Source organism: Tardiphaga robiniae (genome assembly GCF_013359755.1).
In the GTDB taxonomy this organism is placed as follows: Bacteria; Pseudomonadota; Alphaproteobacteria; order Rhizobiales; family Xanthobacteraceae; genus Tardiphaga; species Tardiphaga robiniae.
Genome location: NZ_JABMCJ010000083.1, coordinates 22,629 through 45,055 on the forward strand (window position 1 = coordinate 22,629; position 22,427 = coordinate 45,055).

The window sequence follows — 22,427 nt, forward strand, 5'->3', positions numbered from 1 at the left end:
GACGCAATCCGAATTACAGCGTCGGCAATTGCGAGAACACCTCGCCGTTGACGCGTAGGGCAAGCATGTCTGGCGTGGCATCGCTCGTCACGACGCTATCGACGCGGGCGGCCGTTGGACCACGGCGACACGCCTCGATCATGTCAGTGACAATATCGGCGGGTCCCGCAAACACCGCTTCCACGCTGCCATCACGGCGGTTGCGCACCCAGCCTTCGAGGCCGAGCAACGAGGCTTGTTGGCCGGCCCAGTAGCGATAGCCAACGCCCTGCACGCGGCCGAGGATCATCACGTGACGGATCACGCCACACATCTATTTCTTGAGTCCCAGGAAATCGATGCCGCGCTGTTTCACGACGGCACCGCGGGTGACGCTCTCCATCAACTCGCTTGAGGCAAGATTCTTCAGCTCCTTCGGCCCCGCACCTTCGCGTACTGCTTTAAGAGTCGCATGGACGGCAGCGGTCGCCGCGGAGATCGGCGCATGGCCCTGAATGGCGATGCGGACGCGCTGGGCGCTGAGGAAATCCCAATCCATGTCGTCAGTGGGACTGCCGAGCACGATCGGCAGCGTGGTCGCAGCGCTTGCCGCTTGCAGTTCGGCGCGGCTCTTGAGGCCGGTGAACATCACTGCATCGACGCCGGCGGCTTCATAGGATTTGGCACGCGCAATCGCGTCATCCACGGATGTGATGGAGGCGGCGCCGGTGCGGCCCACAATCACCAGCGCCGGATCCTGTCGCGCATTCAGTGCAGCCTTGACCTTGCCGAGCCCCTCTTCCGGAGAGATCAGCTGCGCCTTCGCTTCGCCAAAGGCGGCGGGCAGCAGCGTGTCCTCGATGGTCAGGCCGGCGGCGCCGGCGGCTTCCAGCTCTTCCACCGTGCGGCGGACATTAAGCGCGTTGCCATAACCGTGATCGGCATCGACCAGCACCGGCAGCGAGCCGGCGCGCGACATCCGCCGCATCTGCTCGGTGAGTTCGGACAGCGTGATCAGCGCGATGTCGGGATCGCCGAGAATGGCGAGCGACGCCGCCGAGCCCCCGAACATGCCGACCTCGAAACCGAGGTCTTCGGCGATGCGCACCGATATCGCGTCGTAGACCGATCCCGGACGCATGCAGCGATCGCCGGACAGGATCGCCCGCAATCCGTAACGGCGTTGCCGGAAGGTCGTCACGCGAATTCAAGAATGAGCGCATCCACCGCCAGCGTTGCGCCAGCAGCGGCATGGATTTTCTTGACGGTGCCGTCGCGTTCGGCGCGGAGCACGTTCTGCATCTTCATCGCCTCCACAACGGCGAGGGTCTCGCCGGCCTTGACGTCCTGACCTTCGGTCACGGCAATCGAGACGACGAGGCCCGGCATCGGGCACAGCAGCTTCTTGCCGGTGTCGGCCTTGACGCCTACCGGCATCAGGCGCGCAGCGGTAGCCTCCGCCTCGGTGAAGACATTGACCGCGACTTCATAACCCTGATGCGCGATGCGGATGCCCGACGTCTGAGGGCGCACCTGCATGGCGACGTTATGGCCATCGATGGTGCCTTCCCAGACCGGCACGCCCGGCTTCCAGGACGACGAGAGCTTATGCGGCGCACCCGTCTTGCCGTCAGCACCGACGAAGGCCACCGTCACGACATCGCCGTCACGGGCCACGTCGAGCGCGATCTCCTCGCGCTCCAGCCACACGGCGCGGCGACCCGCACGGGTCACCGGACGGCCGATCAACTGGCCGGAAATCTGCCGCTTGCGTTCGCCGTAGATGGAGTCGACGGCCGCGGCCACCGCGGCGATACGGCGGGCGACTTCGCCCTCCGGCGCCCTGGCGGCGAAGCCCTTGGGGAACTCCTCGGCGATGAAGCCGGTGGAGAGATTGCCCTCCCGCCAGCGCGGATGGCTCATCAGCGCCGACAGGAACGGAATATTGTGTCTGATACCGTCGATATAAAACGCGTCGAGCGCATGAGATTGCGCCTCGATGGCGGCGGCGCGCGACGGGGCGTGGGTGACAAGCTTGGCGATCATCGGATCGTAATAGATCGAGATCTCGCCGCCCTCCTGCACACCGGTGTCGTTGCGCACGGTGATGTTGTCGGACTTGCTCTCGGCCGGCGGACGATACTTCACGAGGCGGCCGATGGACGGCAGAAAGTTGCGGAACGGATCTTCCGCATAGACGCGGGACTCCACAGCCCAGCCGGTCAGGGTGACGTCCTTCTGCGCAAGCTGCAGCTTCTCGCCGGCAGCGACACGGATCATCTGCTCGACGAGGTCGACGCCGGTAACGAGTTCAGTCACGGGATGTTCGACCTGCAGGCGGGTGTTCATTTCGAGGAAGTAGAAGCTCTTGTCCTGGCCGGCGACGAATTCCACCGTGCCGGCGCTGTCGTAATTCACGGCCTTGGCGAGAGCCACGGCCTGCTCGCCCATCTTGCGGCGGGTGGTCTCGTCGAGCAGCGGCGACGGCGCCTCCTCGATGACCTTCTGGTTGCGGCGCTGGATCGAGCATTCGCGCTCGCCGAGATAGATCACGTTGCCGTGCTTGTCGCCGAGCACCTGGATTTCGATGTGGCGGGGATCGACGATGAACTTCTCGATGAAGACACGGTCGTCGCCGAACGACGACTTCGCCTCGGCCTTGGCGAGGTTGAAACCCTCGACCACTTCCGAAGTCGAATGCGCGATGCGCATGCCCTTGCCGCCGCCGCCAGCGGACGCCTTGATCATCACGGGATAGCCGATCTCGTCGGCGATCTTCACGGCATGCTTGTCATCCTCGATAACACCGAGATAGCCCGGCACGGTGGAGACGTTGGCCTTTGCGGCAGCTTTCTTGGACTCGATCTTGTCGCCCATGGCGGCGATGGCGCCGGGATTGGGGCCGATGAACACGATACCGGCGGCCTCCAGCGCGCGTGGGAAAGCCTCGCGCTCGGACAGGAAGCCGTAGCCGGGATGCACCGCTTCGGCGCCGGTCTTCTTGCAGGCCTCGACGATTTTCTCGATCAGGAGATAGCTCTCGGCCGCGGCCGGAGGTCCGATGAACACGGCCTCGTCGGCCATCTCGACATGCAGCGCATCGCGATCGGCTTCGGAATAGACGGCGACGGTCTTGATACCCATCTTGCGGGCGGACTTGATGACCCGGCAGGCGATCTCGCCGCGATTGGCGATCAGAATTTTTTTGAACATGAGCTGTCTTACTTGCAACCTTGAGGCGGGATCGGAAAGATGGGGTCGACGGTACAATGTGGCATGGCGCCGCAGTCGTAACAATTCTGTCGCGGACAAAAACTAGAGAAGACGTCTGGACCGGATCGGCCGAGTTCTTTCGAAGCGAGGTTTTTCATGCGCTGCGCCACCATCCTCTCCCTCAGTCTTACTCTTATATCCGCAACAACGGCTTTCGCCCAAAACAGCCCTCCCCGCAACCTCATTTTGTTCGTACCTGATGGGCTTCGGGCGCTGAAAGTGACGCCGGAAACGGCCCCCGCGATGTCCGCAGTGCGGGATAAGGGCGTCAATTTCCGGAACTCGCATTCGCTGTTTCCGACCTTCACCATGGCCAATGCGTCGGGCATGGCGTCCGGCCATTATCTCGGCGATACCGGCGTATTCTCGAACTCGATCTATACCGGCCACCCCACCCCGGTGCAGAACAACAGCCCGATCCCCTTCATCGAACATGATCAGGTGCTCGGCGATCTCGACGAGCAATTCAACGGCGATTACCTCAATGAGGAAACGCTGCTGAAGGCCGCGCGCAAGGCCGGCTATTCCACCGCAGCGATCGGCAAGGTCGGCCCGACCCTGATGTTCGATCACACCGAACGCACCGGCAAGGAGACGATCACCATCGACGACCAGACCGGCGGCATCGACAAAGCAGGCAAGCTGCTCGGCATCCCCCTGTCGGATGAGATGAAGGACGCTCTCGCGAAGGCTGGCCTCGCGGTGGAAACACCCGGCCGCGGTGACAATGGCAAGGCGGGCGACGCCAAGACGCCCGGCACCACGGAAGCCAATATCAAGCAGCAAGCCTATATGGCCGATGTCGCCAGCAAAGTGGTGCTGCCGATGTTCAAGGCACGCAACAAGCCGTTCGTGCTGATCTTCTGGTCGCGCGATCCCGACGGCACGCAGCACAATCAGGGCGACAGCCTCAACAAGGTGACGCCCGGCATCAACGGCCCGTCTTCGCTGGCCTCGATCAAGAATGCCGACGACAATCTTGCGCAGCTGCGCAAGACGCTCGACGATCTCGGCCTCGCCGCCAATACCAACATCATGATCTCGGCGGATCACGGCTTCTCGACGATCTCCAAGGAGAGCAAGACCTCGGCGACCATCAAGGGCACCTATGCGGATACGCCGGAAGGCTTCCTGCCGCTGGGCTTCCTGGCCATCGATCTCGCCAAGTCGCTCGACCTGCCGCTGTTCGACCCCAACGACAAATTCGCCGCCGTTGCCGACAATGCGTATCCGAAGGCCGGCAACGCCTATATTGGCAAGGATAAGGATAAGCCCGAGCTGATCATCGCCACCAATGGCGGCTCCGACCTGATCTATCTGCCGACCGGCGACAAGGACCTCGCCGACCGCACCGTAAAGGCGCTGCTGAAACAGGATTACATCAGCGGCATCTTCGTTGAGGACTCGCTGGGCTCCTTCCCCGGCGCGCTGCCACTGTCGTCGATCAACCTGTCCGGCAAGGCTGTCACGCCGCATCCCGCGATCGTCGTCTCATTCCGCTCCTATTCGGAGGGCTGCGAAGAGCCGGCGGCGTGCCAGGTCGAGATCGCAGACACCGTGCTGCGTCAGGGTCAGGGCATGCATGGTTCGTTCGGGCGCGGCGATACCCACAACTTCATGGCGGCGATCGGTCCGGACTTCAAAGCCGGCTTCGTCGATCCCCTGCCGGTCAGCAATGCCGATACCGGCATGACTGCCGCGCATCTGCTCGGCCTCAAGCGCGAGTCCAAAGGCAGCCTGATCGGCCGCGTGATGAGTGAAGCGACGGTGACTGGCGAAACGCCGACGGCAACGACCGACGTGATGCGTTCGGCGCCTGACGATCAGGGTCTGGTCACGGTGCTGCAATTGCAGAAGGTCGGCGAGCACAAATATTTCGATGTCGCCGGTTTCCCGGGCCGGACTGTCGGCCTCGACGCGAAGTAAGCGACAGCCCAAACAAAAAACGGCGGAGCCACGCTCCGCCGTTTTCGTATTCTGACGATCTTCGACCGGCTTACATGCCGATGTCGAACACATTCGGCAGTTGCAGCGTCGCGGCGCCGACCACAGTCGTGACCAGCGTCATGATGGCGGCATTGCTGACGCGCTTGGCGCGCATCTGCGACGCGATCCATTCGAGCACTTCGATATTCACGCCAACGGCCTTGGTCGGCGCCCAGGTCTCGATGGCCACATCGGGCGACAGCGCCACCGCACGCGGCGGCACCGGCAGGCCCGACGCGGACGCAGCGTGATGGACGACAGCCTTGGCGAACAGGTCGTCGAAACGTCCGTCATCGCTGCGCTCGGCCGCCGCTTCGTTGATCGCAAACAGTGCCTCGGCCTCGTCGCGGCTGACCGGCTGACTGGCCAGTGCCGACGCACCCAGGATGCGCTCACACCAGGCGGCGTCATCGGCATCAAGCGCACGGGAGAAATGGATACGGCCACGGGTGGTCGGGCCTTCGCCGGTGATAACGCCGTCGCGCACGATGGCGAGGGCGTGCGCCGCAGCGCGATGATCGTTGATGGAGGACGTTTCGATGGCGCCGAATACGTCGGCAGCGGCAGCGGATGACATTTCAAGCTCTTCTGTTTGCAGCATATTTCTCAACATAACCCAGCAATTCCATGGGCGACTTAACGCTCGGTTAAGAGATGGACAGGAGTTCTTCTTATCCCTAACCGTTGCAATTCAGTCGCGCCGGGGCACCGTCTGGTTCGATCAGGTGTGGCGACCCGGTCAGGCGGGATTGCGCCGGGCGGGAGGCAACATCACGGCACCCGATAACATCATGTTGCGTGGGTGTTTTGCCGCAGCCCCCTTGCGTGAAACTGGATGCCAGCGCGCACCTAATTTGAAGAAAGTTCTTGTCCTTTTTGCCGGACAGTTCCATTTACTATTGCGCGCCTCTATAGTCTGCTTACAAAATTCATCTGTAACTAGAATGACATGAGGTCCAGCCATGACACTCCAGATCAACGCAGTCGCGCCCGATTTCGAGGCCGAGACCACTGCCGGCCGCATCAAATTCCATGACTGGATCGGCGATAGCTGGGCTCTTTTGTTCTCGCATCCGAAGGACTTCACCCCGGTCTGCACCACCGAGCTCGGCGCCCTCGCCAAGCTGCAGCCGGAGTTCGACAAGCGCGGCGTCAAGCTGATCGGCCTCAGTGTCGATCCCGTGCACAAGCACGCGCTGTGGGTCGACGATATTAACGAAACCCAGGGCGCCCGCCCGACCTTCCCGATGATCGGCGACACCGACCTCAAGGTCTCGAAGCTCTACAACATGCTTCCCGCCGACGTGGCGGGCGATGCCGACAGCCGCACCGCCGCGGACAACGCCACCGTGCGCAACGTCTTCATCATCGGGCCGGACAAGAAGATCAAACTGGTGCTGGTCTATCCGATGACCACCGGCCGCAACTTCCAGGAAATCCTGCGCGTGATCGATTCACTGCAGATGACCGCCAAGCATCGCGTCGCCACACCGGCAGACTGGAAGCATGGCGAGGACGTCATCATCGCCGGCTCCGTCACCAACGACGAGGCCAAGACGATCTATCCGAATGGCTGGAAAGAACCGAAGCCCTATATCCGCATCGTGCCGCAGCCGAAGTAACGCTGCGACTGATTTGCAAGAACGAAAGAGGCGCCGCGAGAGATCGCGGCGCCTCTTTTCTTTGCCCCGTCGAATCGATTCTGCAGTCATGGGGTCGCCTTCTCCACGTCCTTGCGGAGAGCTCTCGCGACGAAGCCGAGGAAGAGCAGATCCAGCGGCGGCATGACGGATCGACCTCGTCACCCAGAGAACGGCGTATCGGTTCGAAATAACTTCGAGTACCAATTCGGTAATAAATATCCTGATACTAGGCGCCCATGAGCGCAGGGTTGCAAAGACTCTCGCGGTATTCGCGGCCGGATCAATCACCCGACATCCGCGTTGGATGAGTGATGACCGATCAATCTTCGACCTCAACACCGACGCAAGCACCTATCGTCGTCTGGTTTCGCGACGACCTTCGTCTGTCCGATCACCCTGCCCTTCATGCCGCAGCCAGGCGCAATGCGCCGGTGATCTGTCTGTACATTCTCGATGAACAGAGCAAAGCATTGAAGCCACCGCAGGCGCGGCCGATGGGCGGCGCGACGAGGTGGTGGCTAGCGCAGTCGCTGCGCGCGCTCAGCGCAAGCCTTGACGCCATCGGCGGCACGCTGGTGCTGCGCAAGGGCGCTGCGGCCGACGTCATTGTCGATGTGGCGCGCGCAGTCGATGCCAGCCACGTCTTCTGGAACGAGATCGCGCAGGCGCCGCATCTCGCGGTCGCCGATGGCGTTACCGAAGCGCTTGCCGACCTCGATGTCGGCACGCAGAGCTTTCCGGGTGACCTGCTGGCGCATCCTGCGACAATCCGCGCCAAGGAGACCGGCACGAAGGAGAGCCGCGGCCTGCGCGTGTTCACACCGTTCTGGCGGCGCGTTCAGACGATGGGCGAACCGGCGAAGCCGCTTCCGGCGCCGAAGAAACTAATGCCCGCGCCGAAGGTGAAGAGCGACAGGCTCGCCGACTGGGCGCTAGAGCCATCGAAGCCCGACTGGGCCGGCGGTCTGCGCGAGATGTGGACGCCAGGCGAAGCGGCTGCGCAGAAACATCTGAAGCGCTTCCTGAAGGAGATCGCGGGGTATAGCAGCGACCGCGATCGACCTGACCGCGAGATCACGTCGCGCCTGTCGCCGCATCTTCGCTTCGGCGAGATCAGTCCGCGTCAGATCTGGACCGCTGCGCATTTCGCAGCTGCAGAACATCCGAAGCACAGCAGCGACATCGCAAAGTTCATGAGCGAAGTCGGCTGGCGCGAGTTCTGCCGCCATCTGCTGTTCGATGTTCCTGATTTGGCCACGCGCAATCTGCAATCATCCTTCGATGAGTTCCCATGGAAGACCGATCGCAAGGCGCTGCGCGCGTGGCAACGCGGTCTGACCGGCTATCCGATCGTCGATGCGGGCATGCGCGAGCTCTGGCACACCGGTGTGATGCACAATCGCGTACGCATGGTGGTCGCATCTTTCCTCGTCAAACATCTGCTCATCGACTGGCGCGAGGGCGAGAAGTGGTTCTGGGATACGCTTGTCGACGCGGATGCGGGCAGCAATCCCGCCAACTGGCAGTGGGTCGCAGGCTCCGGCGCGGATGCAGCACCCTACTTCCGCGTCTTCAATCCGATCCTGCAGGGTGAGAAGTTCGATCCCGGTGGTGTCTATGTCAGGCGCTGGATACCCGAACTGACAGAACTATCCACAAAACATATTCATCAGCCTTGGACAGCTTCACCGCTCGAACTCAAAAACGCGGGAATCACTTTAGGCAAAGACTATCCGTCGCCGATCGTCGATCACACAGTCGGTCGCGAGCGCGCATTAAAGGCGTACACAACGATACGAAATAGTTGACTGTCGATAACACACTCTTCAACACGCGCCCGAATCGGACTAACGTGAAAAAGTCGACAATGTTGGGGGATGCTATGAACGACGACACTCCAGTCCTGGAGCAAGTGACGGACGCGCTTAGCAGCGCAGCCGACGCGACTAAGGAAGTCGCCACCTCGGTGGCGAAGAAGGTCAAGAAGGCCGCAAAGAAAGTCGCAAAGAAAGTGACCCCGGCTAAGAAGACGAAGAAGTCCACCAAGAAAACTTCTGCGAAGAAATCTTCAAAGAAGAAAACCCAGAAAGCGAGACCAATGGCTAAGAAAGCAGTGAAGAAGACCGTCAAGAAGGCCGCCAAGAAGACCGTGAAGAAGGCTGCCAAGAAGACCGTGAAGAAGGCCGCCAAGAAGGCCGCTCCGAAGAAGGCCAAGAAGGCCAAGAAGGCTGCCAAGAAGAAGTAAGCTTCTTCGCAGATGTGAAAGCCTCCGGGTCCAAGCCCGGAGGCTTTTTCATGTCCGGGGTCTGGATTGACGCAGGATGGCGTCAGGCCCTGGCGCGGTTGACCAGCAATACCGCAGCGCCGCAGGCAATCATGCCGATGATGGCAACGGCATCGAGCTTTTCACCAAACAGAACGAACGCCATCAGCGCGGTCACGGCCGGCACCAGATAGAACAGGCTCGCCACTTGGCTCGAGGCCTGGCGCCGCAGCAGCCAGTAGAGCAGCCCGACGGTGCCGATCGACAGCACCACCGCGAGCCACACCACCGACAGCACGAACTCCGCCGACCAGTGGATCACATTGGTCTCAAGGGCCAGCGCGCCGATGCCGAGCATGACCATTGCTGCGAGTTGCTGAATGAAGCTGCCGGTGCGCCAGTCGATGCCGCCGCAATAGCGCTTCTGATAGAGCGTGCCGACGGTGATCGTGATCAGCGAAATGCCGGACGCAAACCATCCCCAGCCCGCCTCGCCCGTCATCGGCCGACCATGCAGGATCAGCAACACACCGGCGAGACCGAGCGCCACCCCGCCCCATTGCAGCGGCGTGACGCGCTCGCCGAGAAACCGACTGGCGAGGATCGAGGTGAGGATCGGCTGCAGACCCGGGATCAGCGCCGACAGACCGACCGGGACCTTGTGCGCGACCGCAAACACGGTGCCGGCGAGATAAAGCCCCTGCACCAGCAGCCCGGCGACGATGCTGTGGCCGATGACCGCGCGATCCGGCCACGCCGGACGCACCCATGCGACGATCACCGCCATGATCGCGACCACCAGCATCATGCGCACGGAGAGATAGGTCAGCGGTTCAGCGCCGTTCAGCACATACTTGGTGCCGATGAAGCCGGTGCTCCACAGCAGCACGAAGACGATGGGTGCGGCGCGTCCGATCAGGATTTCAAGATCGCTTTTCTGAACCTGTTTCATGGGCTGCTCACTGCCCCATCATGTGCTAAGCGGCAATGGCTGTTTGCGCGGACCTGCCGCCTGACATCACGACACCGAGACCATTATCGAAGGAATTTGCCATGGACGTTCGCGCCGCCGTCGCCATCAGTGCCGGAAAGCCGCTGGAGATCACCACCGTTCAGCTCGAAGGCCCGCGCGACGGCGAAGTGCTGATCGAGATCAAGGCCACCGGCATCTGCCACACCGACGAGTTCACGCTGTCCGGCGCCGATCCCGAAGGTCTGTTTCCGGCGATCCTCGGCCATGAAGGCGCCGGCGTCGTCGTCGATGTCGGCCGCGGCGTCACATCCGTGAAGAAGGGTGACCATGTCATCCCGCTCTACACGCCGGAATGCCGCCAGTGCCCGTCATGCCTGTCGCGCAAGACCAATCTCTGCACGTCCATTCGCGCGACGCAGGGTCAAGGCCTGATGCCAGACGGCACCTCGCGCTTCTCGCTCGAGGGCAAGCCTGTTCACCACTATATGGGTACCTCGACCTTCGCCAATTACACCGTGCTGCCTGAGATCGCGGTGGCGAAAATCCGCGAGGACGCTCCGTTCGACAAGGTCTGCTATATCGGCTGCGGCGTCACCACCGGCATCGGCGCGGTGTTCAACACCGCCAAGGTCGAGCAAGGCGCCAAGGCGATCGTGTTCGGTCTCGGCGGCATCGGCCTCAACGTGCTGCAGGGTCTTCGTCTCGCCGGCGCTGACATGATCATCGGCGTCGACATCAACAACGACCGCAAGGCGTGGGGCGAGCGCTTCGGCATGACCCACTTCGTCAACCCCAAAGAGCTGGGCAAGGATCTGGTCCCGCATCTCATCGACATGACCAAACGCGGCGCCGACCAGATCGGCGGTGCCGATTACACCTTCGACTGCACCGGCAATGTCACTGTCATGCGTCAGGCGCTGGAAGCCTGCCACCGCGGCTGGGGCGAATCCATCGTGATCGGCGTGGCGCCCGCCGGCGCGGAAATCTCGACACGCCCGTTCCAGCTGGTGACCGGCCGCGTCTGGCGCGGCTCGGCCTTCGGCGGCGCCCGCGGCCGCACCGATGTGCCGAAGATCGTCGACTGGTACATGCAGGGCAAGATCCAGATCGACCCGATGATCACCCACGTGATGCCGCTCAGTGACATCAACAAGGGGTTTGATCTGATGAAGCGCGGGGAGAGTATCCGCGGTGTGGTGACGTTTTAAGCGCATCTGCCGCTCTGAATAAGGATGGCGCACGCAGCCAACGAGCTTCGCGCGCCATCATCAACCCAGCGAGCGACGCCTCACGTCGGCAGCATCGCGGCTTCGCCTTCGATACCCTGCTCAGCCCGGCGCCTCGCATAGCGCCGTGCAAGGATCGCACAGACGAACAATTGAGCCTGATGAAACAGCATGATCGGCAGCACGATCAGGCCGAGGGCGTGACCCGGAAACAGGATCGCAGCCATCGGAATGCCACTGGCCATGCTCTTCTTTGATCCGCAGAAGACAATGGCGATCTCGTCCTCAGTCGAGAAGCCCATCCAGCGGCTAGCAAGCATGGTCGAGACGATGACGACTGCCAGCACCGCCAGATCGATGGCGAGAACCGCTGCGAGAGTGCCGACCGAGAGCTGGCTCCAGATTCCCTCGACCATGCCGGCGCTGAAGGCGGCATAGACGATGAGCAGCACGGAGCCGCGATCGACCGTCGAGGTGAGACGCGAATGGGAGAGCAACCACGCACCGACCCAGGGGCGGATCAACTGCCCGACCACGAAGGGCGCGACGATCTGCGCGGCAATCTCTTCGAAGGCAACGATGGAGAATCCGCTGCCTGCCGAGGACAGCAACAGCGCAACCAGGATCGGCGTGAGCACGACGCCAAGCAGATTGGACACCGATGCGCTGCACAGCGCCGCCGGGACATTCCCGCGCGCGATCGCGGTGAAGGCGATAGATGATTGTACGGTGGACGGCAGCAGACACATGAAGAGAAGACCGGTGGCGAGGTCGGCTGGCAAATACGGACGCAGCGCGAGACTCGCCGCGACGCCGACGAGTGGAAACAGAAGATAGGTACTGGAGAACACCATCGACTGCAGCCGCCAATGCAGCAGGCCCTCCTTCACGGCGGTCGGCGACAGGCGCGCGCCATAGAGCAGGAAGAGGAGCGCGACCGCAGCGGTGACGGTGTGATCGACATAGACAGCGGCATCGCCGCGCGCGGGCAGGACAGCAGCCAGCGCGACTGTTGCTGTCAGCCACAACAGGAATTGATCGATCGGTAATTTGATATGGCGGCGTGCTGGAATGATCATAGCCATGAGCCTCTGTTTGATGGCCCAGATCTAATTTCTTCCGCCTTGATGCAAAATCCCCATAACAACGATATCAGTCATCATGTATTGTGATGACCATGGATTACGTGCCCGTCGATCTGCTGCAAACCTTCGTGGCGGTTACCGATGCCGGAAGCTTCACCGGTGCGGCCCGTTTGCTGGGCCTGCAGCAATCGACCGTCAGCCAGCACATTCGCCGTCTTGAAGAGCAGACCGGCCGCCGCCTGTTCGACCGCAGCACCCACCGGGTGGGCCTCACTCCGGATGGCGATGTTCTGCTCGATCATGCGCGCTCGATCCTGGAACGCTATGCCCATCTGCAGCAGTACCTGTCGGCTGCGCCGCTGCGCGGCCGGTTGCGGTTCGGCGCATCGGAAGATTTCGTGTTGTCGGCGTTGCCGAACGTGCTAGCCGCTTTCGCGCGCCGGCATCCGGAGCTTGATATCGAACTGCATTCGGGACTGAGCGAGGATCTGCGCACGTCATTCGATGCGGGTCGACTGGATCTCGCACTGGTGAAGCGGCGAGACGGCGACAGCCGGGGCAGGATTGCCTGGAAAGAGCCGATCGAATGGATGGCACATCCCGAATTCCGGCTCGATCCCGACAGTCCCTTGCCGCTCATCCTCTACCCGCCGCCCAGCATCACGCGCGTCGGCGTGCTGGAAACTCTCGAAGCGGCGGGGCGACGATGGCGCATCGCATTCACGAGCGCCAACGTCTCCGGCCTGAGCGCTGCGGCGCGTGCCGGCATCGGCCTGTTGCCGCATTCAGTCCGGTTAATGCCGCCCGGTTTGACGATCCTGCCGTCTCGCGAAGGCCTTCCGAAACTGCCCGACATTCAGTTCGCGGTGATCTTACCGGACCACCCGCCACCTGCCGTCGAAGCGCTCGCTGCGACCATCATGAACTGGGCCGGTCCGCGCGATCGGCAGAGCTAACGGGACGGCCAAGACGTGGATGGCCGGGACAAGCCCGGCCATGACGGCGCTCTTGTTACTCCCCCTTGAACACCACCGCGTCCACCACGACACAGCCATCAGTAATCTACATCCATCGGCGGCTCACCGCGGACGCCTTCGAACAGCGGCGCGATGCGCAGCTTCGCCAGCGCACGCTTGGCATCGTCCCTGGTGAATGGCGGCAGCAACAGTGTGGTGTCCTTGAACACTTCGACATATTTGCCGCCGTCGCCCACCATCACCACCGGGCCGAAGACGGGATCGCGATGCGCGCCGATCACGATCTCGCGGCGACCGCCGGTCATGGCGGCGACGATGACGCCGTCGAAGCGCGAGCCGTGCTTGCGGATGATCTTTTCCATCTCGGCATAGACCTCACCAACCGCCTCGCGCGAGGCGACGCCGAGCTTGACCAGTCCAAGTTCCGACTTGTGGGCGATGTCGGCCGAGCAGCCCTTCACCACCACTTTGCCGCCGATGGCATCGAATGCCGCCTCGGCCTCGGCGCGAGAATGCACGAGCCGATACGGCACCACCGGGATGCCGCGCGATGCCAGCAGAGCGAGGCTGTCGGCTTCATTCAGCATCACGGTCTTGTCGGCCGAGATCAGCGACGATGATGGACCACACTTGCGCGCCTTCACGCGCGCCATCAGCTCATGATGCGACACATATTGATTCAGCGCGGTGACCGCCTCGACCTCCGTCGGGAACACCGAGACACCCTGGGCCTGGAACTCCTTGGCGACGCTCGGCTGCGTCGCGGCGACTACCAGCGGCTTGCCGGTCTGCTGTGCGAAGGCGGCACTGTCGCGCGCGAAGGCCGGAACGTCGTAGCCCGGGCCCGCCACGGGCACGCCTATGACAAAAGCATCGGCCGCAGGATCTTCGGCGATGACAGGCAGGATGTCGCCGAACAGACGGCTGTTCGACAACAATGCCGCGGTGAGATCGATCGGGTTGGTCGTGGTGGCGAAGCTCGGCAGAATGCCCTTCAGCTTCGTGTCGGTCTCGGGTGCCAGCTTGGCCATCGGCATGCCGACAGTCGAGGCCGCATCCGCGGTCATCACGCAGACCGCGCCGGAATTGCTGATCGCGACCAGGCGACGGCCCTGCGGCTTCCAGCCCTTGAGATAAAGCTCGGTGGCCTCGACGAGACCGCGCATATCCGGCGCACGCCAGATGCCGTGATGTTCGAGGAAGGCATCGACGACGCGATCTTCATTGGCAAGCGCGCCGGTATGCGACTGCGCCGCCGCCTTGCCGGCATCGGTGCGGCCGGATTTCAGCGCGATGATCGGCAGGGTGCGATGGAGCGCGACTTCGGAGAGTTCCTCCAGATACTTCTTCTCCGGAATGCTCTCGAGGTAGAGCAGCATCAGCTTCACTTCCGGATCCTCGGCGACCGCGATGGCGAGTTCGCCGACGGTGATGTCGCTATCATTGCCGGTGGCATGGCTATGGCGGACGCCGATGCCGCGCGGATTGAGGAAGCCCACCGGCACCGTGGACAGCGCGCCGCTCTGGCTGAGCATGGCGACATGGCCTTCAACGCGCTCGAATTCCATGAACATGGTGGAGAACGATGCGATGGCGCCGGTGCCGAAATTGGCGAGGCCCTGTGTATTCGGGCCAACGATGCGCATGCCGTGCTTATGCGCGATCTCGACCATGCGGCGCTCTTTCGCCTTGCCGGCGATCGCGTCGACTTCGCCAAAGCCCGAGGCCATCACCAGTGCGATCTTGACGCCGGCCTTGGCGCAATCCTCGACGGCGCCAATTGCATTGTCGCCGCCGACGGCGACGATCACCATTTCCGGCGCTTCCGGCAGATCGGCGAGGCTCTTGTAGCACTTCTCGCCCTGGATTTCTGTGCGCGACGGATTGATCGGGTAGATCTTGCCCTTGAAGCCGAACTTCTGGAGATAGTGGACCGGACGGCCGCCGACCTTGTTGGGATTCTCCGAGGCGCCGATGATGGCCACGGATTTCGGATCGAGGGCGAAGCGCAGACGGCTCATTGAGGAGTCTTTTCGAAGAACGGTACGAGGCGGCCGGTGAATTGCCGGTAGACGGCTTTCACTCTGTCGCCGATGACGAGATCGTTGGCGCCGTGGGCCATCATACGAAAGCCTTCGGCGGTGTCGATGAGCAGAATATTATAGGGCACATGCTCGCGCGCTTCCGGCGTCCCGGCGCGCAGTACGAGCGATGTCGCATAGACGGTGCCCTCGCCGCTCGCTTGCTTGTCGTCGAGATCGGGCGACCCGCAGGCCGCGCAAAAACTGCGACGGAAATACTGGATCGACTGGCAGGCGCAGCAGGACTGATAGCCGATAGCTTCAGTCCCGGTGGTCCAGTCGGCGGCAGGCTTGAGCTCGCTCATGATACGCGCTCCAGGAACATGCTGACATGGGACGACAGCACACCGCCGTCACCGTGCAGCAGCGCGACGGAAGCATCCCTGACCTGACGGTTCTCGGCCCTGCCTGTCATCTGCAGATGTGTTTCGACGAGATGCGCCATGGCGCCACCGACGCCGCAATGGCCGTAGCTCAGAAGACCGCCATGCGTGTTGAGCGGCATCGCGCCGTGCTGGCTGAAATGACCGGCGCGTACCCGTGCCGCCGCCTCGCCGCGGCCGGCGAGACCGAGATCTTCCAGCAGCATCGCCAGTGTGATGGTGAAGCTGTCATAGACCGCGGCATAGCGCACGTCGGAGATTTCGATGCCCGTCGCCTTCTTCGCGCGCGCGATGGCAATCTCGGCGCCGAGTTCGGACAGCGCCGGCGCGGCGGTGATGTGCTGGTGGGTATGCGCCTGCGCAGCGCCGCGGACGCGGATTTTGGTTGAACTGGTCGGCTCATAGCTGACGACGAAGGCCGCGCCGCCATCGGACACCGGACAGCAGTCGAGCAGTTTGAGCGGCGTGGCAATGGTCTTCGAGGCCATCACGTCGGCGACGGTGATCGGTTCGTGAAACTGCGCACCGGGATGAGTCAGCGCACGCTTGCGCATCAGCACGGCGAATTCGGCGAGGTCTTCCTGCGTCACGCCGTATTCGTGCATGTATCTGTTAGCAACGAGGCCGTAATAGGCCGGGATGGTCGGGCCGAGCGGAACTTCGTAGATGGGGTGCCCCACCTGCGCCAGCGCCTGAATCGAAGCGTCACGGCTCTGGCCGGTCAGCCGGTTCTCGCCCCCGACCACCAGCACATGTTTGGCAACGCCGCCCTCGACCAGCTGATGCGCCAGCATCGCCATCGCCATCCCGGTGGCGCCGCCGACCTGGATCGCATGGGCATAGGATGGCGTGATGCCGAAGTGCTCGGCGAACACGGTCGCCAGCATGATATGCGGCATGGTGGTGGAATAGCCGCACAGGAAGCCGTCGATATCGCCGCGTTTGAGGCCAGCATCGGCGAGCGCGAGCTCAGCGGCGCGGCTCATCAGGTCGATGGTCGATGAGCCCTCGTGCTTGCCGTAAGGGAGGAGACCGACGCCGGTGATGTAGCTCATGACAAACACTCCGGCAGCAGTGCTCCCCTCCCCCCAAGCGAAGCGAAGCTTCGCCGGGCGCGGAGGGGTCGGGGGCGGGGGTAGCCGCGGATGACGTCGCCTGTGGTTCCCCCCCTCCCTGACCCTCCCCCGCAAGGGGGGAGGGAATCGAGAGGCCGGTGTTGCGACGCGACCACTATCGTCATCATCAATACGACTTCGGCAAACCGAGCGCCTTCTCGGCGATGAAGCTCAGGATCAGTTCGCGGCTGATCGGGGCGATGCGCGGGATCAGCGACTCCCTGAGATAACGCTCGACATGATATTCCTTGGCGTAACCAAAGCCGCCATGGGTCATGACCGCCTGCTCACAGGCGTGATAGCCGGCTTCGCCCGCCAGATACTTCGCCGAATTTGCCGCAGGACCGCACGGCAGTCCCTGGTCATATTGCCAGCCGGCCGATAGCACCATCAGCCAGGCGGCTTCCAGTTCCATCCAGTTCTTGGCGAGCGGATGCTGGATCGCCTGGTTCTGGCCGATCGGGCGGTTGAACACGTTGCGCACCTTGGCGTAGTCGGCCGCCTTCCTCAGTGCAGCCTTGCCGAGACCGACGGCTTCCGCGGCGATCAGGATGCGCTCGGGGTTCATGCCGTGCAGGATATATTCGAAGCCGTGGCCCTCTTCGCCGATGCGATCCTCGACCGGAATTTCAAAATCGGCAATGAACAGCTCGTTGGAGTCGACGGCCTTGCGGCCGAGCTTCTCAATCTCGTGCACGGCGATCTTGGAGCGATCGAGATCCGTGTAGAACAGACTGAGGCCGTGGGTCGGGCTCTTGACGTCTTCCAGCGGCGTGGTGCGCGCCAGCAACAGGATCTTCTCGGCGACCTGTGCGGTGGAGATCCAGACCTTCTGGCCATTGACGATGTAGCGATCGCCCTTGCGCACGGCACGGGTCTTGAGCTGCGTGGTGTTGAGACCGGTATTGGGCTCGGTCACCGCGAAGCAGGACTTCTCGGTGCCGTCCACGATCGGCGGCAGCATACGCGCGCACTGTTCGGGCGTGCCAAACACCACCACCGGATTGAGGCCGAACACATTCATATGGACGGCAGACGCGCCCGACATGCCGGCACCGGATTCCGAAATCGCGCGCATCATGATCGCGGCCTCGGTGATCCCCAATCCCGAGCCACCATATTCCTCGGGGATGCAGATGCCGAGCCAGCCGGCATCGGCCATCGCCTTGTGGAAGTCGATGGGGAAACCGCCCTCCTTGTCCTTCTTCAGCCAGTAGGCATCGTCGAAACGCGCGCAGATCTTCTCGATGGCGTCGCGGATGGATTCCTGGTTGGCGTCGAGGGCGAAATCCATGCGTTACAGCTCCGACGTATCTGGGATAGCGGCCTGTCGGAGCACGCCATCCTTGTGCATTTTCTCGATCTGCTCGGCCGTATAGCCGACCTCGGCCAGCACCTCGGCATTCTGCTCGCCGAGATGCGAGGCAAGGCGCGTCGGATTGACCGGGGTCTTCGACCAGGTCGCCGACACCTTCATGCTGCGGATCGCACCTTCGGTCGGATGCTCGACCTGCTGGAAGAAGTCGGTCGCCAGCATATGCGGATCCTGCATCATGCTTTCCAGCGTGTGCATCGGGGTTGACGGCACGTCGGCGTCATCGAGCAGCTTGGCCCATTCCGCCGTCGTCCTGGTCTTGAAGATGCGCGACAGTTCGGCATTCACCGTATCGATATGCTGGATGCGCTGCGGGAAGGTCGCAAAGCGCGGATCGTCAAACAGCTCCTCGCGGCCGACATGCTTGAGGAAGCTCTTCCACTGCTTGTCGTTATAGACCATCGCGCAGATATAGCCGTCCGAAGTCTGGTACGGCCGGCGGTCCGGCGACAGGTGACGGCCGTAGCCGCCCTTGTCGAGCGGCGGATCGTAAGTGAGGCCGCCCATGTGGTCGCCCATCATGAAGCTCGCCATGGTCTCGAACATCGGGATGTCGACGCGCTGGCCCTCGCCGGTCTTGTCGCGATGCACGACGCTGGCGAGAATGGCGCCCAGTGCAGTGAGACCGACGATACGGTCGACCAACGCATTCGGCACATAGCGCGGCACACCGTCACTGCTGATGCGCGCATTCAACGCGGGCAGCGCGGTGGCGCCCTGGATCAGGTCGTCATAAGCGGGCTTGGCGGCATAGGGGCCGGCCTGGCTGAAGCCGAACACGCCCGCATAAATCAGCCGTGGATTGACCTTGACCATGACGTCATAGCCGAGATTGAGCCGCGCCATTGCCGCCGGGCGGACATTGTAAACCAGCACGTCGGCGGTCTCGACCAATTTCAGGAGCGCCCCGCGCCCCTCTTCCTTCTTGAGGTCGATGCAGACGCAGCGCTTGCTGCGATTGGTATTCAGGAAAATAGGGCCCATGCCGGGATTGCGCATTGGCCCGATTGACCGAACCACATCGCCATCGGGAGACTCCACCTTGATCACATCGGCGCCGTAGTCACCCAGCGTCTGGGTGCAGTAAGGCCCCATCATCACCGAAGTCATGTCGATGATCCTGATCCCGTGAAGTGGTCCCGTCAAAGTCGTTTGCTCCCGAAAAGCGTGTGGTCAGGCGCCAGTGCGCCCCTGTTGCCTTCGTCTTAGCGGGAGCGGCTTTGCGGACGCAAGGGCGCCAGACGCGGAGCCGTATGCGTGGGATGCTGGTACGCGTCAAAGTGGTAACGACTAGCCGGCCCCCGCCGGTGCCGAGGCGCGCATCATCTCCCGCAGCTCGGTCTTGAGCACCTTGCCGTAATTGTTCTTCGGCAGCGCATCCAGATAGACGTAGCGCTTGGGCCGCTTGAAACGAGCGATATTGGCGAGGCAATGCGCGTCGAGCGCAGCATCGTCGGCGGATGCGCCGGGCTCCAGCACCACACAGGCGACCACGACCTCGCCCCAGTCCGGCTCGGGCACCCCGATCGCCGAGACTTCCCGCACGCCGGGATGCGTCAGCAGCGCCTCCTCGACTTCGCGCGGATAGATATTGGTACCGCCCGAGATGATGACGTCCTTGGAGCGGTCGGACAAAGTGAGGAAGCCATCTTCGTCGAGCCGCCCGACATCGCCGGTGCGCAGCCATCCGTCCTTCAGCGTCTCGGCATTGGCCTTGTCGTTGTTCCAGTAGCCGAGCATGACCGCCGGTCCCTTGGCCTCGACCTCGCCAGTCTCGCCGATGGAAAGCGGCTTGCCATCGGCGCCGGTGATCCTCACCGACATCACGCTCTGCGCCGGACCGACCGAAGCAAGGCGTTCGAGATAGCGCGGGTGTTCGGTATCGGCGTGGAAGGCCCGCGGCAGCGAGGTGATCGTCATCGGCGATTCACCTTGGCCGTAAATCTGCACGAAGCGCTGCCCCATGGTGGCGATGGCGTCGCGGATATCGGCCAGATACATCGGCCCTCCGCCATAGACGATGGTGCGCAACCCCTCGCCGGTCTCGCCGCGCTTCTTCGCCGCATCGACCAGCCGGCGCACCATGGTGGGTGCGGCGAACATCGCGACATCGCCAAGCGCACCGCCGAGATCGAGCACTTCGTCCGGCTCGAAGCCCTGACTCTCCGGCACGACGTGGCGGGCGGCCATGCGGATATGGATGAAATTATAGAGGCCGGCGCCATGCGAGATCGGCGCGGCATAGAGGATGGCGTCGCGCTGATGTACTTGATCGACATCGGCGAGATAGCACAGCGACATCGCCACCAGATTGCCATGGCTGAGCATCACACCTTTGGGCCGGCCGGTAGTGCCGGAGGTGTAGAACAGCCAGGCGAGATCGTTGTCTTCGCGGGACAGCGGCACCGCGGACACCGGCTCGCCATGCTGCAATTCATGAAACGTTGCGCTGTCGATGGACAGCATCTGCATGCCGGTCGGCAGGTCTTCCTCGACCTGAACGAGCGCGCCACGGCTGTCGTCGTCGACAAAGGCCAGCCTCGCGCCAGCATTGTCGCAGATCCATGCCGCTTCGCGGCCATGCAGCTTGGCATTGATCGGGATCACCACCGCGCCGATCCACCACACCGCATACAGACATTCGAGATATTGCGTGGCGTTCGACATGAACAGCGCGACGCGGTCGCTAGGCTGAATACCGTAATCGCGCACGAGGCCAGCGCCGATGGCCGCGGCACGATGCGCAAAGGTTTTGTAGTCAGCCTGGACCGTGGTGCCGGTCAGCAGCGCCGGCGCCTGCGGATGCAAACGCGCCGACGATGCCAGCCATTGTGCGACATTCATTGTACGATCTTCTTGGCGTCGCCCGCGCGTTACTTCGCGGGCTCGAGGATCGAGACGTAGTTCGCCACTGCGGCGCCGCCCATATTGAAGATGCCGGCCAGCTTGGCATTCTTGATCTGCATGCCCTCGGGCGCCTGACCCAGCAATTGCATCGCGCTCAGCACATGCATTGACACACCGGTGGCGCCGATCGGGTGACCCTTGGCCTTGAGGCCTCCGGACGGATTGATCGGCAGCTTGCCGTCCTTCTGGGTCCAGCCTTCCTTGATGGCGCGTGCACCCTGCCCGCGCGGCGTCAGACCCATCGCTTCATATTCGATCAGCTCGGCGACCGTGAAGCAGTCATGGGTTTCGACGAAAGAGAGATCGCCGATCTCGACGCCGGCGGTCTTCAGCGCCTTCTGCCAGGCCACGGTGCAGCCCTCGAATTGAAGGATGTCGCGCTTCGACATCGGCAGGAAATCCTGCGCATGGCCAGTGGCCTTGATGTTGACCGCCTTGCCCATGGTCTTCGCGGTCTCGGAATCCGTGAGCACCAGTGCCGCGGCGCCGTCGGACACCAGCGAGCAGTCTGTGCGCTTCAAGGGGCCGGCGACGAACGGGTTCTTGTCGCTTTCGGAGCGACAAAATTCGAAGCCGACATCCTTGCGCATCTGCGCATAGGGATTGTGGACACCGTTGGCGTGGTTCTTGGCGGCAATCATCGCCAGCGCATCGGACTGGTCGCCATATTTCTGGAAGTATTTTTGCGCGATGCCGCCGAACACGCCGGCGAAGCCCGCAGGTGTCTCGCCGTCTTCCGGCAGATAGGACGCGCGAAGCAGGTTCTTGCCGATTTCAGGTCCGGGCGTGCGGGTCATCTGTTCGACACCGACCACGAGCACGATCTTGGCAGCGCCGGCGGCGATGGACTTGATGCCCTGATGTACGGCGGCCGAACCGGTGGCGCAGGCATTCTCGACGCGCGTGGCGGGCTTGAAGCGCAGTGCGGGATCGGCCTGCAACACCAGCGACGCGGTAAAATCCTGCGGCGAGAAGCCGGCGTTGAAATGACCGAGCACAATTTCATCGACGTCAGATGCGGAGATTCCGGCATCGGCCATGGCTTCGGTCGCGACGCGGACCACCATGCTCTCGACGGTCTCGGCGTCGAATTTTCCGAAAGGCATATGCGCCCAACCAACGATGCTGGCAGTCATGGTCGTCTCCCTGATCGATTTCAAA

The 22,427-nt window shown here is 62.7% G+C and carries 19 protein-coding genes; 6 read left to right on the forward strand and 13 right to left on the reverse strand.

The window, feature by feature from the left end:
* Positions 1–13: 13 nt before the first annotated feature.
* The 3 genes from HP556_RS13295 to HP556_RS13305 are packed head-to-tail and all read right to left on the reverse strand — an operon-like array spanning position 14 to position 3,192.
* Complete coding sequence (locus HP556_RS13295) at positions 14–313, reverse strand: acylphosphatase (protein ID WP_175367327.1); 300 nt, start codon at positions 311–313, stop codon at positions 14–16.
* Positions 314–1,120, reverse strand: coding sequence for an isocitrate lyase/PEP mutase family protein (locus HP556_RS13300; protein ID WP_175367515.1), 807 nt, complete (start codon positions 1,118–1,120; stop codon positions 314–316).
* 56 nt (positions 1,121–1,176) lie between these two features.
* Positions 1,177–3,192: an acetyl-CoA carboxylase biotin carboxylase subunit gene (locus HP556_RS13305; protein ID WP_175367328.1), complete on the reverse strand. Its 2,016-nt coding sequence runs from the start codon at positions 3,190–3,192 to the stop codon at positions 1,177–1,179.
* A 156-nt stretch (positions 3,193–3,348) separates the two neighbouring features.
* Between HP556_RS13305 and HP556_RS13310 the strand changes: the two genes are divergently transcribed.
* Positions 3,349–5,178: an alkaline phosphatase family protein gene (locus HP556_RS13310; RefSeq protein WP_175367329.1), complete on the forward strand. Its 1,830-nt coding sequence runs from the start codon at positions 3,349–3,351 to the stop codon at positions 5,176–5,178.
* A gap of 70 nt (positions 5,179–5,248) precedes the next feature.
* On the opposite strand, the gene HP556_RS13315 is transcribed toward HP556_RS13310, so the two are convergent.
* A complete protein-coding gene (locus HP556_RS13315; protein ID WP_175367330.1) occupies positions 5,249–5,815 on the reverse strand; it encodes a hypothetical protein in 567 nt (188 codons plus the stop codon).
* Positions 5,816–6,200: 385 nt separating this feature from the next.
* Between HP556_RS13315 and HP556_RS13320 the strand changes: the two genes are divergently transcribed.
* The 3 genes from HP556_RS13320 (at position 6,201) to HP556_RS13330 (ending at position 9,126) form a co-directional block, all read left to right on the forward strand.
* A complete protein-coding gene (locus HP556_RS13320) occupies positions 6,201–6,860 on the forward strand; it encodes a peroxiredoxin (RefSeq protein WP_089267220.1) in 660 nt (219 codons plus the stop codon).
* Positions 6,861–7,192: 332 nt separating this feature from the next.
* Entirely contained in the window at positions 7,193–8,689 is a 1,497-nt protein-coding gene (locus HP556_RS13325; protein ID WP_175367331.1) for a cryptochrome/photolyase family protein, read from the forward strand.
* A 74-nt stretch (positions 8,690–8,763) separates the two neighbouring features.
* Positions 8,764–9,126, forward strand: coding sequence for a hypothetical protein (locus HP556_RS13330; protein WP_068730647.1), 363 nt, complete (start codon positions 8,764–8,766; stop codon positions 9,124–9,126).
* A gap of 82 nt (positions 9,127–9,208) precedes the next feature.
* Here the strand turns inward: HP556_RS13330 and HP556_RS13335 are convergent, their stop codons facing one another.
* Positions 9,209–10,096: a DMT family transporter gene (locus HP556_RS13335; protein WP_175367332.1), complete on the reverse strand. Its 888-nt coding sequence runs from the start codon at positions 10,094–10,096 to the stop codon at positions 9,209–9,211.
* A 101-nt stretch (positions 10,097–10,197) separates the two neighbouring features.
* On the opposite strand from HP556_RS13335, the gene HP556_RS13340 reads away from it, so the two are divergent.
* Positions 10,198–11,325, forward strand: coding sequence for an S-(hydroxymethyl)glutathione dehydrogenase/class III alcohol dehydrogenase (locus HP556_RS13340; protein ID WP_120291114.1), 1,128 nt, complete (start codon positions 10,198–10,200; stop codon positions 11,323–11,325).
* An 80-nt stretch (positions 11,326–11,405) separates the two neighbouring features.
* On the opposite strand, the gene HP556_RS13345 is transcribed toward HP556_RS13340, so the two are convergent.
* A complete protein-coding gene (locus HP556_RS13345) occupies positions 11,406–12,428 on the reverse strand; it encodes a bile acid:sodium symporter (RefSeq protein WP_175367333.1) in 1,023 nt (340 codons plus the stop codon).
* A gap of 92 nt (positions 12,429–12,520) precedes the next feature.
* Here HP556_RS13345 and HP556_RS13350 point away from each other — a divergent pair, with 92 nt between their 5' ends.
* Positions 12,521–13,384 (forward strand): LysR substrate-binding domain-containing protein, encoded by an 864-nt coding sequence (locus tag HP556_RS13350; RefSeq protein ID WP_210269177.1) that lies wholly within the window; start codon positions 12,521–12,523, stop codon positions 13,382–13,384.
* Positions 13,385–13,482: 98 nt separating this feature from the next.
* On the opposite strand, the gene HP556_RS13355 is transcribed toward HP556_RS13350, so the two are convergent.
* The 7 genes from HP556_RS13355 to HP556_RS13385 form a co-directional block, all read right to left on the reverse strand.
* Positions 13,483–15,426 (reverse strand): acetate--CoA ligase family protein, encoded by a 1,944-nt coding sequence (locus HP556_RS13355; RefSeq protein ID WP_175367335.1) that lies wholly within the window; start codon positions 15,424–15,426, stop codon positions 13,483–13,485.
* Positions 15,423–15,791 carry a Zn-ribbon domain-containing OB-fold protein gene (locus HP556_RS13360; protein WP_175367336.1) on the reverse strand — a complete coding sequence of 123 codons (369 nt, stop codon included), beginning with the start codon at positions 15,789–15,791 and terminating at the stop codon, positions 15,423–15,425. Before HP556_RS13360 ends, HP556_RS13355 begins: the two co-directional genes overlap by 4 nt.
* On the reverse strand, positions 15,788–16,924 hold the full coding sequence (locus HP556_RS13365) for a thiolase family protein (protein WP_175367337.1): 1,137 nt from the start codon (positions 16,922–16,924) through the stop codon (positions 15,788–15,790). The genes HP556_RS13360 and HP556_RS13365 overlap by 4 nt, the downstream gene beginning before the upstream one ends.
* Positions 16,925–17,111: 187 nt before the next feature.
* Positions 17,112–18,278 (reverse strand): acyl-CoA dehydrogenase family protein, encoded by a 1,167-nt coding sequence (locus tag HP556_RS13370; RefSeq protein WP_175367338.1) that lies wholly within the window; start codon positions 18,276–18,278, stop codon positions 17,112–17,114.
* Between the two features lie 3 nt (positions 18,279–18,281).
* Positions 18,282–19,505 carry a CaiB/BaiF CoA transferase family protein gene (locus HP556_RS13375; protein ID WP_175367339.1) on the reverse strand — a complete coding sequence of 408 codons (1,224 nt, stop codon included), beginning with the start codon at positions 19,503–19,505 and terminating at the stop codon, positions 18,282–18,284.
* Positions 19,506–19,649: 144 nt separating this feature from the next.
* Positions 19,650–21,203, reverse strand: coding sequence for a class I adenylate-forming enzyme family protein (locus HP556_RS13380; protein WP_175367340.1), 1,554 nt, complete (start codon positions 21,201–21,203; stop codon positions 19,650–19,652).
* A gap of 29 nt (positions 21,204–21,232) precedes the next feature.
* The gene (locus HP556_RS13385; RefSeq protein ID WP_175367341.1) at positions 21,233–22,402 is read right to left on the reverse strand and encodes an acetyl-CoA acetyltransferase; all 1,170 of its coding nucleotides are present in this window, start codon (positions 22,400–22,402) and stop codon (positions 21,233–21,235) included.
* Positions 22,403–22,427: the final 25 nt, after the last annotated feature.

Bases quoted from the DNA above. Each gene is read 5' to 3' on its own strand.
- HP556_RS13295 (WP_175367327.1), bottom strand. From the start codon at position 313: ATGTGTGGCGTGATCCGTCACGTGATGATCCTCGGCCGCGTGCAGGGC.
- HP556_RS13300 (WP_175367515.1), bottom strand. From the start codon at position 1,120: ATGCGTCCGGGATCGGTCTACGACGCGATATCGGTGCGCATCGCCGAA.
- HP556_RS13305 (WP_175367328.1), bottom strand. From the start codon at position 3,192: ATGTTCAAAAAAATTCTGATCGCCAATCGCGGCGAGATCGCCTGCCGG.
- HP556_RS13310 (WP_175367329.1), top strand. From the start codon at position 3,349: ATGCGCTGCGCCACCATCCTCTCCCTCAGTCTTACTCTTATATCCGCA.
- HP556_RS13315 (WP_175367330.1), bottom strand. From the start codon at position 5,815: ATGTCATCCGCTGCCGCTGCCGACGTATTCGGCGCCATCGAAACGTCC.
- HP556_RS13320 (WP_089267220.1), top strand. From the start codon at position 6,201: ATGACACTCCAGATCAACGCAGTCGCGCCCGATTTCGAGGCCGAGACC.
- HP556_RS13325 (WP_175367331.1), top strand. From the start codon at position 7,193: ATGACCGATCAATCTTCGACCTCAACACCGACGCAAGCACCTATCGTC.
- HP556_RS13330 (WP_068730647.1), top strand. From the start codon at position 8,764: ATGAACGACGACACTCCAGTCCTGGAGCAAGTGACGGACGCGCTTAGC.
- HP556_RS13335 (WP_175367332.1), bottom strand. From the start codon at position 10,096: ATGAAACAGGTTCAGAAAAGCGATCTTGAAATCCTGATCGGACGCGCC.
- HP556_RS13340 (WP_120291114.1), top strand. From the start codon at position 10,198: ATGGACGTTCGCGCCGCCGTCGCCATCAGTGCCGGAAAGCCGCTGGAG.
- HP556_RS13345 (WP_175367333.1), bottom strand. From the start codon at position 12,428: ATGGCTATGATCATTCCAGCACGCCGCCATATCAAATTACCGATCGAT.
- HP556_RS13350 (WP_210269177.1), top strand. From the start codon at position 12,521: ATGGATTACGTGCCCGTCGATCTGCTGCAAACCTTCGTGGCGGTTACC.
- HP556_RS13355 (WP_175367335.1), bottom strand. From the start codon at position 15,426: ATGAGCCGTCTGCGCTTCGCCCTCGATCCGAAATCCGTGGCCATCATC.
- HP556_RS13360 (WP_175367336.1), bottom strand. From the start codon at position 15,791: ATGAGCGAGCTCAAGCCTGCCGCCGACTGGACCACCGGGACTGAAGCT.
- HP556_RS13365 (WP_175367337.1), bottom strand. From the start codon at position 16,924: ATGAGCTACATCACCGGCGTCGGTCTCCTCCCTTACGGCAAGCACGAG.
- HP556_RS13370 (WP_175367338.1), bottom strand. From the start codon at position 18,278: ATGGATTTCGCCCTCGACGCCAACCAGGAATCCATCCGCGACGCCATC.
- HP556_RS13380 (WP_175367340.1), bottom strand. From the start codon at position 21,203: ATGAATGTCGCACAATGGCTGGCATCGTCGGCGCGTTTGCATCCGCAG.
- HP556_RS13385 (WP_175367341.1), bottom strand. From the start codon at position 22,402: ATGACTGCCAGCATCGTTGGTTGGGCGCATATGCCTTTCGGAAAATTC.